At 66.7% G+C, this 15438-nt stretch carries 11 protein-coding genes; 5 read left to right on the top strand and 6 right to left on the bottom strand.

Annotation, left to right across the window (positions count from 1 at the left end):
- Window positions 1–9: 9 nt before the first annotated feature.
- Together QNM97_RS03435 and QNM97_RS03430 are read right to left on the bottom strand one after the other, a co-directional pair.
- A complete protein-coding gene (locus tag QNM97_RS03435) occupies window positions 10–1113 on the bottom strand; it encodes a mandelate racemase/muconate lactonizing enzyme family protein (protein WP_283821594.1) in 1104 nt (367 codons plus the stop codon).
- Complete coding sequence (locus QNM97_RS03430; RefSeq protein ID WP_208792388.1) at window positions 1110–2033, bottom strand: LysR substrate-binding domain-containing protein; 924 nt, start codon at window positions 2031–2033, stop codon at window positions 1110–1112. Before QNM97_RS03430 ends, QNM97_RS03435 begins: the two co-directional genes overlap by 4 nt.
- Before the next feature lie 234 nt (window positions 2034–2267).
- Here QNM97_RS03430 and benA point away from each other — a divergent pair, with 234 nt between their 5' ends.
- From benA to QNM97_RS03405, 5 genes are all read left to right on the top strand, one after another.
- Window positions 2268–3692 carry a benzoate 1,2-dioxygenase large subunit gene (gene benA, locus QNM97_RS03425; protein ID WP_283821593.1) on the top strand — a complete coding sequence of 475 codons (1425 nt, stop codon included), beginning with the start codon at window positions 2268–2270 and terminating at the stop codon, window positions 3690–3692.
- A gap of 50 nt (window positions 3693–3742) precedes the next feature.
- Window positions 3743–4285, top strand: coding sequence for a benzoate 1,2-dioxygenase small subunit (benB, locus tag QNM97_RS03420; RefSeq protein WP_283821592.1), 543 nt, complete (start codon window positions 3743–3745; stop codon window positions 4283–4285).
- A gap of 16 nt (window positions 4286–4301) precedes the next feature.
- Window positions 4302–7106, top strand: a complete 2805-nt coding sequence (gene benC / locus QNM97_RS03415) for a benzoate 1,2-dioxygenase electron transfer component BenC (protein ID WP_283821591.1) — start codon at window positions 4302–4304, stop codon at window positions 7104–7106.
- 438 nt (window positions 7107–7544) lie between these two features.
- Window positions 7545–9128, top strand: a complete 1584-nt coding sequence (locus QNM97_RS03410) for an HNH endonuclease signature motif containing protein (RefSeq protein WP_283821590.1) — start codon at window positions 7545–7547, stop codon at window positions 9126–9128.
- Window positions 9129–9411: 283 nt separating this feature from the next.
- Window positions 9412–11934 carry a helix-turn-helix transcriptional regulator gene (locus QNM97_RS03405; RefSeq protein ID WP_283821589.1) on the top strand — a complete coding sequence of 841 codons (2523 nt, stop codon included), beginning with the start codon at window positions 9412–9414 and terminating at the stop codon, window positions 11932–11934.
- On the opposite strand, the gene QNM97_RS03400 is transcribed toward QNM97_RS03405, so the two are convergent.
- Genes QNM97_RS03400 through QNM97_RS03385 form a run of 4 tightly spaced genes read right to left on the bottom strand, consistent with a single transcriptional unit; the run spans window position 11880 to window position 15424 of the window.
- On the bottom strand, window positions 11880–12578 hold the full coding sequence (locus QNM97_RS03400) for a CoA transferase subunit B (protein ID WP_283821588.1): 699 nt from the start codon (window positions 12576–12578) through the stop codon (window positions 11880–11882). The genes QNM97_RS03405 and QNM97_RS03400 overlap by 55 nt on opposite strands.
- Window positions 12579–12630: 52 nt before the next feature.
- Complete coding sequence (locus QNM97_RS03395) at window positions 12631–13413, bottom strand: CoA transferase subunit A (protein ID WP_208792395.1); 783 nt, start codon at window positions 13411–13413, stop codon at window positions 12631–12633.
- The gene (gene pcaD / locus QNM97_RS03390) at window positions 13410–14186 is read right to left on the bottom strand and encodes a 3-oxoadipate enol-lactonase (RefSeq protein ID WP_283821587.1); all 777 of its coding nucleotides are present in this window, start codon (window positions 14184–14186) and stop codon (window positions 13410–13412) included. The genes QNM97_RS03395 and pcaD overlap by 4 nt, the downstream gene beginning before the upstream one ends.
- A complete protein-coding gene (locus QNM97_RS03385; RefSeq protein ID WP_283821586.1) occupies window positions 14183–15424 on the bottom strand; it encodes an acetyl-CoA C-acetyltransferase in 1242 nt (413 codons plus the stop codon). Before QNM97_RS03385 ends, pcaD begins: the two co-directional genes overlap by 4 nt.
- Window positions 15425–15438 lie beyond the last annotated feature (14 nt).

Genomic DNA, 15438 nt, shown 5'->3' with positions numbered 1-15438 from the left:
GCGCGTCTCCTATCGGTCGACTCGGTAGCGGGCGAGTTTGTCGGGGTCGATCTCGATGCCGATGCCGGCGTTCGGGCTGGTGTGCAGGTAGCCGTCCCGGATCTGTAGGGGTTCGGCGAGCAGGTCGTCGCTCATGTCCAGGAAGTTCGACAGTTCACCGGCGTAGCGGGAGGTCAGTTCGTGGGCCGCGCCGAACGCCAAGGTACAAGCGGTGCCGACCTGACCGTCGATCTGATTGCCCATCACCACGTCGATGCCGAGTCCCTCGGCGAGGTGATGTACCCGCCGTGACCACGTGAAGCCGGTGCGGGCGGTCTTGATGCTGATCGCGGTGGCCGAGCCGCCGAGGATCTCGCGGGTGACGTCGGCGGCGGTGGGCACCGACTCGTCGGCGATGAACGGCACGTCGAGGTGCTCGACGAGCCAACGCCGGCCGACGACGTCGTCGGCGGGGCACAGTTCCTCGGCGAAGAGCAGATCGAGGTCGGCCATGTCCTTCATGGCGCGCAACGACTCCGACGACGACCAGCCGCGGTTGCCGTCGACGTAGAGTTCGATCTCGTCGCCGAATCGCTCACGCAATGCGCGCACCACGGCGGTGTCGAGGCCGATCGGTCGGCGCCCGACCTTGACTTTGAAGGTCGCGATCCCGTAGTTCTCGCGCATTTTCTCCGCCTCGGCGACCATGGTGGCCGGCTCGTCGAAGCCGAGCATGTGACTGACCCGCAGGCGATCGGTGTAGCGGCCGAGCAGGTCGGTCACCGGCATCTGCAGGGTCTTGCCCAGGGCGTCCCAGATCGCCATGTCCACAGCGGCTTTCGCGGTGGGATTGCCGATGGTCCGGTTGAGACGGGCGACCATCATCTCGCGGTCGAGCAGCGTAAGCCCGGCCAATTGCGGGGCGAACACGGTCTCGATGACGGCGACGATCCCGCGCTGGGTCTCGCCGTAGGTGAACGGACGCGGGGGTGCCTCGGCGACGCCGACGATCCCGTCGTCGGTGTGGACGCGAACCAGGACGTGCTCGGCGACCGACACCTCGCCGGAGGCGAACCGCAAGGGTTTGCGGTAGGGAATGGCGAACGGAATCGCCTCGATCTCGATGATTTTCACAGTTGTTCTCCCAGCGGGGCGGACGAGGGAAGCACGGCGGACAGGTCGAAGGCGTTGCTGATGACCCGTGCCACCGATTCGACGACGGGGTTGGTCTCTCCGGCGTTCCAGGCCAGGGCGACCTCGGTGCTGCCGGCGTCGGCGAGGTCGCGGATCACCAAGCCCTCCATGGGAAGTGCGCGGACCGAGGCCGGCAGCACGGCGACTCCGAGACCCGCCGCGACCAGCGCGAGCAGGACCGGGGTGCCCGACGCCTCATGCGCACGTTGCGGCACGAAACCGGCTCGGCGGCAAGCGCGCAGCGTCGCGTCGTTGACCGCGGAATCACGGCTGTCGTACATCACGAACGGCTCGTTGCGCAGATCGGTGGTGGCGATGACGGGTTCGACGGCGAGGCGGTGATCGGCGGAGACCACCAGGACCACCGACTCGACGTCGATGGTGCGCAGTTCGATGCCGTCACCGACCACCGGTGGGCGCAACACACCGAGGTCGATCTCGCCCGACTGCAGCGCCGCGCATTGCATCGGGGTGAGCATGTCGGAGGAGATCTGCAGTTCCACATCCGGCAGGGCCTGTTTGACCGCGCGTGCGATCCGCGGCAGGTGTGAGAAGGCGGCGATGCCGGTGAGTCCCAGTCGCACCAGCCCGCTGCGCCCAGCTGCGATCCGCCGTACGCCTTCCATGGCCGCGTCGACGTCGTCGAGGATGCGTGCGGCCTCGCCCTGCAGGTACTCCCCTGCCGGGGTCAGCGCGACCTGCCGTGTGGTGCGGGCGAAGAGGGTGACATCGAGCTCGGATTCGAGCTGGCGGATCGCATACGACAGCGCCGGCTGGGCGACGTGCAGCATCGCGGCTGCCTGACCGAAGTGGCAGGTCTCGGCGACAGCGGCGAAATACCTGAGGTGACGGAGCTCCATGTCGTCCTCCTTCCCTGTCTCGAGTGAACGAACCTGATCAATCGGGCTTATGTGATCGACACCACGTATCAATCACGGTAGATCCGCGATCCATACGAGACAAGGACACGTATTCCGTCGATTGAGCTGATCTGTTTATCAATCGGATGCCGGGTCAGGACTGGGGTTAATGCCGGTGTGATGGGTGACACGTGCTGCGAGAGTCGAAACACAGCCCACACCCAGGAGGTAGCCATGACCGTCACCGATCGGCCCGACCACTCGACTCCCGAGGCGTTCTCGACCGTCGTTCCCGCGGCACCGTCGGAGCACGTCCGCTCGGTACTGTCCGAGGCCGTCATCGACGATCGCGACGCCGGCATCTACCGGGCGAACCGACGCATCTTCACCGACGAAGAGATCTTCGAGCTCGAGATGCGCCACATCTTCGAGGGCAACTGGATCTATCTGGCCCACGAGAGCCAGGTCGCCAACCCCGGCGACTACTTCACCACCTACATCGGTCGCCAACCGGTGATGATCACCCGCGGCAAGGACGGCGAGCTGCACTGCCTGATCAACGCGTGCGCACACCGCGGGGCGATGATCTGCCGCCGCAAGACCGACAATCGGATGACGCTGACCTGCCCGTTTCACGGGTGGACCTTCCGCAACGACGGCACCCTGCTGAAGGTGAAGGATCCCGACGGCGCCGGCTACCCGGACACGTTCAACGTCAACGGTTCTCACAATCTGACCACGGTGGCGAAGTTCGGCAACTATCGCGGATTCCTGTTCGGTAGCCTCAATCCCGACGTACTGCCACTCGAGGAGCATCTCGGCGACACGCGCACCGTCATCGACATGCTCGTCGACCAGTCACCCGAGGGCCTCGAGGTGCTGCGCGGCTCGTCGACCTACACCTACGACGGCAACTGGAAGGTGCAGGCGGAGAACGGCGCCGACGGCTATCACGTGACGGCGACCCACTGGAACTACGCGGCGACGACCTCACGGCGCAACACCGGCGAATCCAAGAACGACACCAAGGCCCTCGACGCGGGCGGGTGGGGCAAGTCCGGCGGCGGGTACTGGTCGTTCCCGCACGGACACCTGTGCCTGTGGACGTGGGCGGCCAACCCGCAGGACCGTCCGCTGTGGGACAAGATGGACGAGCTCAAGGCGAAGTTCGGCGACGCCAAGGGCGAGTTCATGGTGAAGGGGTCGCGCAATCTGTGCCTGTACCCGAATGTGTATCTGATGGACCAGTTCTCGACGCAGATCCGCCACTTCCGGCCGATCGCGCCGGACAAGACCGAGGTGACGATCTACTGCATCGCACCCAAGGGTGAGAGCGACACCGCCCGCGCACACCGCATCCGTCAGTACGAGGACTTCTTCAACGCCTCCGGTATGGCGACCCCGGACGATCTCGAGGAGTTCCGCTCCTGCCAGTTGACCTTCCGCGCCACTGCCGCACCGTGGAACGACATGAGCCGCGGTGCGCAACACTGGCTCTCGGGCCCCGACCCGGTGGCGCAGAGCCTGGGCATGACCAAGATCGTCTCGGCGGGAAAGAAGAACGAGGACGAGGGGCTCTATCCCGTCCAGCACGGCTACTGGCTGGAGACCATGCGTGCCGCCGTCGCCGAAGAAGAGGCCGCCACGCGTCAGGCGTGAGCGACGAGCCGACCTCCCAGCCCACTTTCGTTCGCAGAAGGCAGATCCCAATGACCACCGAATCCCTGTCCACCCCGTCTCCATCCACCCAGCCTGGCACCACGCTGATCACCCAGAACATGATCGAGCAGTTCCTCTACCGCGAGGCCCGCTACCTCGATGACCGCGAGTTCGAGAAGTGGCTCGAGTGTTACGCCGACGACGTCGTCTACTGGATGCCGGCGTGGGACGACGATGACCGTCTGGTCGAGAACCCTCAGCGCGACATCTCACTCATCTACTACGCCAACAAGGGCGGCCTCGAGGATCGGGTGTTCCGGATTCGCACCGAACGCTCCTCGGCGACTTCACTTCCCGAGCCGCGCACCAGTCACAACATCAGCAACGTCGAGGTCATCGAACGGCGCGGCGATCTCGTCGACGTCCGATTCAATTGGCACACGATGTATTTCCGGTATCACACGGTCGACCCGTATTACGGCACCTCGTTCTACACCATCGACTTCTCCGGGGAGTCACCGCTGATCCGTCGGAAGACCGTCGTACTCAAGAACGATTACATCCACCACGTGGTGGACGTCTACCACTTCTGAGAAGGCGGGTGCCAGAATGACTCTCACCACTGACCAGCCGACGTCGGCGAGTCCTCCGACCGGCGCCCAGGCTCCCACTCACCAGGTGGCACTGACCTTCGAGGACGGGGTCACCCGGTTCGTCACCTGCCGCGAGGATCAGACCGTCGCCGACGCCTCCTACCGTCAACGGATCAACATCCCACTCGACTGCCGCGACGGGGCATGCGGAACCTGCAAGGCATTCTGCGAATCCGGCGAGTACGACGGCGGCACCTACATCGACGATGCGCTGTCGGCGGCCGAGAGCGCGGACGGCTATGCGCTGCCGTGCTGCATGAAGCCACAGTCCGATCTCGTCCTGCAGATCGCCGCGACCTCCGACATCGCGAAGACGGCCGCGGGCGACTTCACCGGCACCATCGTCAGCCTCGAGCGGTTGTCGGAATCGACGATGCGCGTGGGCATCGGGATCGGTAACCGCGGCGATCTCGCATTCCTGCCGGGACAGTACGTCAACATTGCCGTACCGGGCACCGAGGCACTCGACGCCGATGGCAATGGGACCGGTCAGCCACTGCGGAGGTCCTATTCGTTTGCCAATGGGCCGCACGAGGAACGGCTGATCTTCATGGTGAAGCTCACGCCCGGCGGCGCGATGTCGGACTATCTGACCGATCGGGCGCAGCGTGGCGACGAGATCAGCTTCACCGGCCCACACGGCTCGTTCTTCCTGCGTGAGGCCACCCGGCCGGTACTTCTGCTCGCCGGCGGCACCGGTCTCGCGCCGATCCTGTCGATGCTGCGAAAGATGCACGACGACAACAGCGCCCGCAAGGTGCATCTCATCTACGGCGTCTCCACCGACACCGACCTGGTCGCGCGCGACGAGATCGAGTACTTCTCGCGAGAACTGTCGGGATTCACCTGGGACCATTGTGTTTCCGACCCGAACAGCTCGGCGGTGAACAAGGGCTATGTGATGACCCTGATCCGACCCGAGCATCTCTACGACGGGGATGTCGCGATCTACCTGTGCGGACCGCCGCCGATGGTCGAGTCCGTCCGCGCCCATGTGGCCGACGCGGTTATCGAGCCGGTCGGCTTCTACTACGAGAAGTTCGCGCTTGCGGTACCCGCAGCCGCGAAGGAGAGCATCTCCATCGATGGCGGCGATGACTCTGCAGTGCAGGACATCTCGTCGATCGCTGTGGTTGTCGACGAGGACCCGGTGATCCCCGCCCGTGACGCCCGTGGCATCGCCGGGCAGCAGGCGCTCGCACCGCGCGACATCGGCCCTCACGAACAACATGCCGCCCCGCTCGTCGACGACGGCGCCATCGCACGTATCGCCGGTCAGCAGGTGTGGACTGCGCACGGCGCCGGCGACGATCTCGACCCGGACGGCGGTGACCTGCTCGCCGCGAGCGAGGCTCGGGGCATCGCCGGACAGACGGTCTTCGCGGAGGCCGAGACCGCGCCGCTGACCGAGGCTGTGCCGGTTGACAAGACGGAAACGGTGGCCGAGACGGAACCCGTCGTCGAGACCGTGCCCACCGTCACCGAGCAGGGCTACGAAATCGGCGAGGAACACCCGGGTATCCACGAATCCGATGCGCTGTTCGAGGCGCGCGCGGCGCTCGAACTCGGTGCGCTGGAGCTGACTCTCGGCAGGATGACCAGTCGCCAGCTGGCCGGCTACCGGCTGCTCGCCGAGGCGACATTGCCCTACGTCAAGGGGGATTCGTTCGTCGACGCCGCAGAATACACCGAGACCAACGCCGCGTTCCACGATTACCTGTTCGGACTCACCGGCAACGATCATCTGCTCGCCGCCTACCAGGCGCTCGGCGTCAAGGGCCGGATGGGCGAGGTGCTGCGCAATGCGACGTGGTGTCATCCGTTGTGCGCGCAGGACCACATCGACATCGTCGAGGCGTTCGCGTCGGGCAACCGCGACCGGGCCCGCGGATTGATCTCCGCACATGCCGAGCGGTCCAAGCAGACGATGCGACGCGCCATGGCCGACGAGATGGCCTCGCGGCGGCCACGTTTCATCACCCCGGGTCGTTTCGCCGGCAAGGTGGTGATCGTGACCGGCGCCGCGCAGGGTATCGGTGCACACACCGCACGGCGCATCGGCGCCGAGGGCGGTCGCGTCGTCTGTGTCGACCGATCGGAACTCGTGGACGAACTCGTCTCCGACGTCACCGATCTCGGCGGCCAGGCCGTCGGAAGTATTGCTGATCTCGAAACCTACGACGGCGCAGCATCTGTCGTCGCCACCGCGATCGAGACATACGGCCGGGTCGATGTGTTGATCAACAACGTGGGCGGTGCGATCAACTTCAAACCGTTCGTCGAGTTCACCGACGAACAGATCCGCGCCGAGATCGATCGGTCCCTGATGACGACGCTCTACGCGTGCCGAGCAGCTCTGCCTTCGATGGTGGCCCACGGATCGGGTGTGATCGTCAACGTGTCGTCGGCGGCGACCCGCGGCATCCATCGCATCCCGTACTCGGCAGCCAAAGGCGGCATCAACGCGATCACCGCATCGCTGGCAATGGAATACGCCGACAACGGTATTCGTGTGGTTGCCACCGCTCCTGGTGGCACCGAGGCCCCGCCGCGGCGGATCTCCCGTGGCACGCCCACCCCGCAGAGCGAGACACAGCAACAGTGGTTCGACGCTCACATCGAGCAGACAATCTCCTCGTCGCTGCTGAAACGGTACGGCACCCTCGACGAGCAGGCCGCCGCCATCTGCTTTCTCGCCTCCGACGAAGCCTCCTACATCACCGGATCGGTCCTGCCGGTCGCCGGCGGAGATCAGGGGTAGCCCCGCCGGGTCGAGACCTCCCCCGGGTCATCGAGCCCTTCCACCGTCCGGCGTTCATCCTTTCCCCCGGTGGTCGAGGTGCGAGCCGCGTGCGGCGAGCCTCGAGACCGCTTGCGCCGGTGCTGGTTCGGCTCGACAGGGGATGCGGATACTCATCGGCGAGCGGGGTCTCGAGGCCTCGTCGCTGGCGCTCCTCGGCACCTCGACCATCGGAGTAGAACGGCTCCTTCCCCCGGTGGTCGAGGTGTGAGCCGCATGCGGCGAGCCTCGAGACCCTGGTGAGATGACAAGTATCGCAAGCACATCGACGCCCTCTCGACGAGTGGAAAAATGGTTGTCCACAGATTTCTCCGGTCTGGCGTTCGTCGGGCCGGTTTTGTCGGTACCCCTTCGTACACTTGTTCTCATCAAGTCCGACCGCGGGAGGGGAGGTTTCGGATGTCGACGACTTTGACGTTCACCGATCCGGATGCCGACGCTGCCGCGATCGCATCGATGTCGCGCGATGAGCTCACCGAGACCGGCCCTGAGTTGTTGCGTCAATCGCGTAAGTACGAGGCCCGGACGGTCCTGGCTGCCGCCGCGTTGGCGGAGCGGGTGTTTCGTGAGCATCTGGCCGGGCGGCCCGAGACCGGTGTGTGGGGGCCGGTGATCGAACATGCCGAGAGACTCGGCCGCGCCGAGGTGTCGTTGCAGTTCACGGTCTCCCGCAGCAAAGCCGGGAGCTGGATAGCGCTGGCGGATCTGTTAGAGAAGTTTCCCCTGATCCGCGCCGCCTACCTGAACGGGGAACTCTCGACGAATCGGGCCTCGATCATGGCGCGCGCCGCCCAACGCGGCCAGAACATCGACACCACCGACACCGACAGCGACAGCAACGGCGGTGACGAGTCCGGGATGTCGTTCGAGGAGATCGTCCTGGACTACGGGTCCCGGGCCACCACCGACCCTGTGCTCTCGCAGCAACTCGACGCCGCACTGATTTCGATGAACCCCGACAGCGTGATCGAGGACCGCGACACCATCACCGACCTGGTGGGAAACGTCACCATCACCCCCGATGTCGCCGGACACTCCGCTCTGGATGCAGTCGTCCCCGCGCACTACGGGGTGTTCCTCACCACCCAGATCAACGCCCTGGTCGATGAACGGACCTGCCGCAAAGACCCGCGCCGCGTGGGATCGCTGCGGGTGATCGCCCTCGGAGAGATCACCGGCGTGCCCGGAGCGCACCTCGACTGCGCATGCGGACAAGATGATTGCCCGAAACGAGGTAGCGGCACCGACAGCAACGGGTCGGCCGAAACACCCGCCGACGCCGACGACGCCGCAGCGTGGGACGACCTGCTCCCCGAACCTATCGACGCCGACGCTCCCGACGTCGAGTTGGTGGAGCCGGTCGCCGAACCCGGGATCGCCGACCCGATGAATCCACCGACGCCGGATGAGGTGCCGGTGGCGTTCGGACGGGCCTTGGTCGTGCCCGGCGCACCTGTGTTGACGGTGTTGAAGGACCCGGACGGGATTCTCGTGCCGCGGTTGCAGGGATACGGGCCGATCGACCCCGACTACGCCACGACCCTCGCCGATGTAGCGAAGACCATCCACTACCCCGAATCCGTACGCACGGCTGGGCCGTTGATCCCGCAGATCTCCGACCGCGCACAGGCCCCGCCCGCGGATCCGACCGGGCACGGTGGTCACACCGTGCCACCCCCTGGGGCATTGACGTATGCACCCAGCGCCACACTGCGCGCTGAGGTGCTCGCCAACGACGCCTGGTGCCGATACCCCTACTGTGGCATGCCGTCACACCAGTGCGACCTCGACCACTGGCGACCCTTCAACCACACCGACCCCGAAGCCGGAGGCTGGACGGTGCTCGGCGACCTCATCCCGCTGTGTCGGGCCGATCACCAACGCAAGCATCTTGCCGAGTGGGTGCCGACGCTCCTCCTGGATCGGCGGGTGGAGTGGCGGAACCGACGGACGGGGCAGGTGATTGTCACCTACCCGCGGTGACGGGGTTTTGCTGTGGGGTGGAACCAGCTGTGGCTCAACGGGTCTCGAGGCTCGGCGCACGCGCCTCACACCTCGACCATCGGGGGGACACCTCGACCACCAGGAAAAGACACCTCGACCATCGGGGGGAAGGGCTCTCGAGCACCCAGGGTGAGGTCCTCGACCGCCGGGAGTAAAGCCTCGACCATCGGGGGGAAGGGCGGCCCGGTCGTCGGGGAAAGGGTGCCACGGCCCTTGGGTGAAACATCCGCTCCCCCGGAGGGGACGCAACTAGGATGTGGAGATGATCATCGAGGCCGGTTGTATCGGTCGTGATCGCGAGGTCGGCGAGATCCTCGAGCGCGCAGCTCAGCTGACGCAGACGTCCTACCTCCTGGTCACCGGCGCGTCCGGCATCGGCAAGAGCACGCTGCTGCGTCGCGTCGCGCAACTCGCTGCGCAGCAGGACCTGTCGATTCGCACCATCGACGACGCCGACGACCTCGACACGGCGGAACTCACCGAAGTCATCGGCGAAGAGCACGAGACGCACCTCTTGCTCCTCGCTGCCACACACGAATCGCCAGCACTGATGTCTCTCCTGCCCGATGTGATGCCACTCGCCGGGCTGGACCGCGACGCCGTGGCCGCACTGGCCACGGCCCGCGCACGAGCGGTTCATCCGACGGTTGTCGACAGGCTCACCCACCACACCGCGGGCAATCCGCGCGACATACTGAGCCTGCTGGACGAGCTACCGGGACGAGCCTGGTCGCAGGCGGGCATCGCGCTACCCGCGCCCAGCTACGTCGTCAGCTCGGTCCGCGAAGAACTCGACGCGTGCCCCACGCCCGCCCGCCGACTCATCGAAGCGCTGTGCGTCCTCCACGAGAACGAGTCCCTGGGCGTGGCAATCGAATTGGCAGATATCACCGATCCGCTCGGTGCACTCGACGACGCCCTGCGCACCGGGCTCGTCCAGGCTCCGGCCGCTCTGGTACCGGCCGACGCGCATCCCCGGATCGCCGGACCGCTGATGCAGGCCGCGGTGCTCGAGGTGATGGGAATCCGTCGCGTCGGCGAGATGCATCGCCGCGCCGCCGATCTGGTGACCGATCCGGTGCACCGGCTCAATCACCGTGTCGCCGCGACCCCGGTCCCCGACGCCGCGCTCGCCGACGAACTCGACGCGCTCGCCCAGGCCCGCGCCACCGACGGAGAGTGGGCTGCGGCCGCCGAACTCTATCGACAAGCCGGTCGTCTGACCTCGGATCGGCTTCGCAGTGACCAACGCACCACCCTGTCGGTGGATGCATTGCTGGCCGCAGGTGACTGTGTGAGCGCGGCGTCGTATGTGCCGATCGTGGAGAGCCTGCGAGAGACCGCGCTGCGCAACGCCACCCTGGCATATCTCGCCATCCTGCGTGGCCGGTCTGCTGACGCGCACCTCCGACTCGAACGCGCTTGGGGAATAGTCAGTTTCGAGCGCGAACCCGACGTTGCTGCACTGATCGCGCAGCGCTTCGTCCTGCACAATCTCGTTCGCTGCCGCGGGGACGAACTCGTCGACTGGGCCGATCGCGCCATCGAGATGGCCGGCGACAACTCCCCCGCCGGAATCGAGGCCGCGGTCATCCGTGGTCTCGGACAGGCGTGGTCGGGAGATACCACCGGCGCCGTCGCCTCGTACACCGACCTCGCCGAACGCGTGCGCTTCGGGCCTCAGGCGCAGCGCGTCTCCATGGGGCGTGGCTGGCTCGAACTCGGCATCGACGACATCGGCAGCGCCCGAAGCCATCTGGAGACCGCGGTCTCCATGGCCGCTCTCGGCGGCTCCAACCGGATCTCTCTCTGGTCGTTGGCGTGGCTCGCTCGCGTCGAATTCCTCACCGGCGACTGGGACACCGCGCTCGTCACCCTGGAGCGGGGGCGCGAACTCGCCGACCGCGGGGGCATCGAGCTGGCCACACCCCTGCTGAACTGGACTGCGGCGCAAATTCATTCGCTCCGCGGAGACTGGTCATCGGCCCACGACGCAGCCGACCGGGCGGCGGCACCGGCCGGCGACTACGAGGTCATGCGGATACCGACGCTGCTCGCGCGAGCGCAACTCGCCGAGGCCGCCGCCGATTACGGCAAGGTGATCCGCACCCTCGAACCTCTGCGGCAGATGGCCAAAGACACCCCCGCTCTCGTCGAGCCCGGATGGTGGCCGTGGGTCGACGTCCTCGCCAACGCACTCGTCGTCGACGGCCAACTCGACGAGGCCGACGCCCTGCTCACACCGTTCGAGGAACGTACCGCTGCGCGCGGCCACCGTTCGGCGGCAGCACGACTCGGCTATGCCCGGGCCCGGCTCCTCGGTTCCACCGGCGACATCCACGGCGCTCGAAGGACATTTGAGCGGTCACTGGAGCTGTTGGAGGGCCTGCCGTTGCGTTACGACCTCGCGCGCGTGAACTTCGCCTACGGCCAGACGCTACGACGTGCAGGCAAACGCCGAGCCGCCGACACCGTCATGGCCACCGCGCGCGAGATCTACCATTCCCTCGGTGCGACAACGTATGTCGAGAGGTGTGATCGGGAGCTGAAGGCGGGCGGGGTGCACACCGGCCATGCCGGCGCCTCCCACCGCGCCGAGCGTGACGTCACCGACCTGACCCCTCAGGAAGAGGCCGTCGCGACCCTCGTCGCGCGCGGACTGTCGAACCGGGAAGTGGCTGCCGAACTGTACATTTCACCCAAGACCGTGCAGTACCACCTCACCCGCATCTACGCCAAGCTCGGACTGCGGTCGAGGTCGGAGTTGGCGGCGTCGCGATCCTGACCATTGGTGTCGGTCTTGTCGACCACGGGCGCACCGGTCTTGGCCTCCACATCGGAGAACTCCACCCCCGGGGCCAATTCGACGACGTCGAAACCCGTTCCGGTGACGTCGAAGACACCGAGATCGGTGATCACCCTGCTCACCACGGCCTTGCCGGTCAGCGGCAACGAACACTCCGCGACGAGCTTCGGGTCGCCCTTCTTGCTGACGTGCTCCATCAGCACGATGACCTGTCCGGCGCCGTTGACAAGATCCATGGCACCGCCGATGCCCTTGACCATGGCCCCGGGCACCATCCAGTTGGCCAGATCACCGTTCGCCGACACCTGCATGCCACCGAGGACCGCGACGTCGACGTGACCGCCGCGGATCATCGAGAAGCTGGTGGCGGAATCGAAATACGACGCACCGGGCAGCACCGACACGGTTTGCTTGCCCGCGTTGATCAGATCAGGGTCGACCTCGTCGTCGTACGGGAACGGCCCCACCCCGAGGATGCCGTTCTCGGCGTGCAGCACGATGTCGGAATCGGCGGGCATGTGATCGGGGATGAGCGTCGGCAGCCCGATCCCCAGATTGACGTAGTCGCCGGGACGCAACTCACGTGCCGCGCGGGCAGCCATCTCGGTGCGGGTCCAGGTCATGATGTTCTCCTCGAAAAGTAAAGGGTGGCAGTCGATCGGGCGGTTCGGGAGATCACGCCGAGACGGCCGCAGGCCGCTCACGGATGGTGCGGTGCTCGATTCCCTTGTCGGCGGCCTGTTCCGGGGTGAGCTCGACGATCCGTTTGACGAAGATCCCCGGCAGGTGGATCTGATCGGGGCCGAGTTCACCGACTTGCACCACCTTCTCGGCTTCGACGATGGTGATGCGCCCCGACATCGCGGCAGGCGGATTAAAGTTGCGGGCAGCGGCGTGGAAGCAGCAGTTGCCCGCCGTGTCGACGACGGCGGCACGCACCAGGGCGTAGTCGGTGACGATGGACTCCTCGAGCACCATCTCCTGGCCGTTGAAGGTGCGGACCTCCTTGGCCGGTGACGCCAGCGCGACCGAACCGTCGGAGTTGTATCGCCACGGCAGACCACCGTCGGCGACGAGGGTGCCGACGCCGGTCGGGGTGAAGAACGCGCCGATTCCGCTGCCGCCGGCCCGCATCCGTTCGGCCAGCGTCCCCTGCGGGGTGAGCTCGACGGTCACCTCACCGGCGAGGAACTGACGGCCGAACTCCTTGTTCTCGCCGATGTAGGAGGCGATCACCTTGTCGATTCGCCTGGCCTCCAACAGGAGTCCGAGACCCGCGCCGTCGACGCCACAGTTGTTGCTGACGATGGTGAGGTTTCCGGCACCCTGGGCGAGTAGCGCGTCGATGAGGAACCTGGGGATTCCGGAGAGCCCGAATCCGCCGACCGCGAGACTCGCGCCGTCGGGAATGTCGGCGACGGCCTCGGCCGCAGACGCGGCAACCTTGTTGATACTCATGACTTCTCCAGATGTTCGATGAGGGCGGCAGTGATGGTGGCGGGCTGTTCGACGTTGGCCAGGTGCGCCGCGTCGTCGACGACGAGCAGCGTGCCGTCGGCAACGGCGTCGACGATGTCGGCGAGCATCTGCGGCGGGGTGGCCGGGTCATCGGCGCCGGCGATCGCGAGGGTCGGCACGGTGATCGCGGAGATCTCGTCGCGTTGATCCATCGCGGCGATGGCTTCGCAACATCCCGCATACCCTTCGGCCAGGGTGGCGGCGATCATGTCCCGGTAATAGGCCAGTCGATCCGAATTCGACTCGTCGGCAAGGAATCCCGGGCTGAACCAGCGGCTGAGTACGCCGTCGGCGACGGCGACCGATCCACCGTCGCGTACCGCCGCGGCGCGGTCGGTCCACCCGGCCGCCGGTCCCAGATACGGTGAGGTACACAGCAATCCGAGGCTGCGCACACGACCCGGGTTACGCACGGCGACCCGCATCGCGGTCATCCCGCCGAGGGAGAGACCCACGATGGCGGCCTGCTCGACGCCCAGGCGGTCGAGCAGGGCGACGAGATCGTCGGCGAGGTCGTCGATCCCGTACGGCCCCTGCGGAACCGGCGACGCCCCGTGACCCCGGGTGTCATAGCGCACCACCCGGAAGGTCTTCTCGAGTTCGGGGACCTGCGCATCCCACATCCGATGGTCGGAGCCCAGCGAGTTCGACAACACGACAACCGGCGCGTCGGCGGGCCCACTCACATACGATGCGACCTCGACCGCGCTCATCGGATCACCTCGAACACCGCGGCCAGTCCCTGACCGCCGCCGATGCACATGGTTTCCAGGACGTGGCGGGCGTCTCGACGTCGCGCCTCATACGCCGCGGTGGCCAGGATGCGGGCGCCGGTCGCGCCGATCGGATGCCCCAACGAGATCCCGGAACCGTTGGGGTTCAGGCGTTCGTCGGTCGGGTCGATCTCCCATTCGGCGAGGACGGCGAGCACCTGTGCGGCGAAGGCCTCGTTGAGCTCGATCAGATCCATGTCGGCGAGGGTCAGGCCGGCGCGGCCCAATGCCGCTGCGGTGGCGCCGACCGGTCCGATCCCCATCTCCTCGGGGGCGCATCCGGTGACGGCCCAGGAACGCAGTGCCAGAAGCGGTTCGAGACCGCGCTTTTCGGCACCGGCGCGGGTGGTGACGACGCACATCGCCGCACCGTCGTTCTGGCCGGACGCGTTACCGGCGGTGACCGTCGACTCGGGGTCGATGCGGGAGCGGATGGCGCGCAGCTTCGACAGGCTCGCGAGGTCGACGTCGGCACGCGGGTGCTCGTCACGGTCGACGACGGTATCGGGTTTCCCGCGGCGCCCTGGGATGGTGACGGACACGAGTTCGTCGGCGAAGCGCCCGGCGTCGTGTGCGGCGATGGCTCTTTCGTGGGAGCGCACCGCGAGTTCGTCCTGCTCGGTGCGGCTCAGCGAGTATTTCTTGCGCAGGTTCTCGGCGGTCTCGATCATCCCACCGGGCACGGGGTGCGATTGTCCGCCCGCGGTGAGGCGACCCCGATCGAGGCGGTCCATCAGCTCGACGCCGCCCTGACGGACCCCGGTCCGCAGGCCGAGCGCATAGTGCTCGACGTTCGACATCGATTCGGCTCCGCCGGCGACGACCAATTCGGCTCCCCCGGAGGCGATCTGGGCGGCACCATTGAGGACGGCCTGCAGTCCCGACCCACATCGGCGGTCCACCTGCATGCCGGGCACGCCGATACCGAGACCGGCGTCGAGGGCGGCCATGCGTCCGATCGCGGGTGACTCGCCGTTGGCATAGCCCTGTCCGAGGATGACGTCGTCGACATCGCCCTCGCCGAGGCCGGTCCGCGTGGCGAGTTCGCGTAGCAGTGTCGTCGCCAGGTCGGTGACGGTCAGCGGCGCCAGCGCGCCACCCATCCGGCCCACCGGGGTGCGCAGCGGGGAGCAGATGACCACATCGGTGGCGGAAGTGCGTGAGGTGCCAGAACTCATACTCCGAGGCTAGG

This window comes from Gordonia sp. L191, assembly GCF_030077625.1.
Lineage (GTDB): Bacteria > Actinomycetota > Actinomycetes > Mycobacteriales > Mycobacteriaceae > Gordonia > Gordonia polyisoprenivorans_A.
The sequence above is the reverse complement of the archived record's forward strand: the minus strand, read 5'-3'. Positions and strand labels throughout refer to the sequence as shown.

Coding starts and splice junctions, on each gene's coding strand:
- benA (WP_283821593.1), top strand. CDS start 2,268: ATGACCGTCACCGATCGGCCCGACCACTCGACTCCCGAGGCGTTCTCG.
- benC (WP_283821591.1), top strand. CDS start 4,302: ATGACTCTCACCACTGACCAGCCGACGTCGGCGAGTCCTCCGACCGGC.
- QNM97_RS03405 (WP_283821589.1), top strand. CDS start 9,412: ATGATCATCGAGGCCGGTTGTATCGGTCGTGATCGCGAGGTCGGCGAG.
- QNM97_RS03430 (WP_208792388.1), bottom strand. CDS start 2,033: ATGGAGCTCCGTCACCTCAGGTATTTCGCCGCTGTCGCCGAGACCTGC.
- QNM97_RS03385 (WP_283821586.1), bottom strand. CDS start 15,424: ATGAGTTCTGGCACCTCACGCACTTCCGCCACCGATGTGGTCATCTGC.
- QNM97_RS03400 (WP_283821588.1), bottom strand. CDS start 12,578: ATGACCTGGACCCGCACCGAGATGGCTGCCCGCGCGGCACGTGAGTTG.
- QNM97_RS03395 (WP_208792395.1), bottom strand. CDS start 13,413: ATGAGTATCAACAAGGTTGCCGCGTCTGCGGCCGAGGCCGTCGCCGAC.
- pcaD (WP_283821587.1), bottom strand. CDS start 14,186: ATGAGCGCGGTCGAGGTCGCATCGTATGTGAGTGGGCCCGCCGACGCG.
- benB (WP_283821592.1), top strand. CDS start 3,743: ATGACCACCGAATCCCTGTCCACCCCGTCTCCATCCACCCAGCCTGGC.
- QNM97_RS03410 (WP_283821590.1), top strand. CDS start 7,545: ATGTCGACGACTTTGACGTTCACCGATCCGGATGCCGACGCTGCCGCG.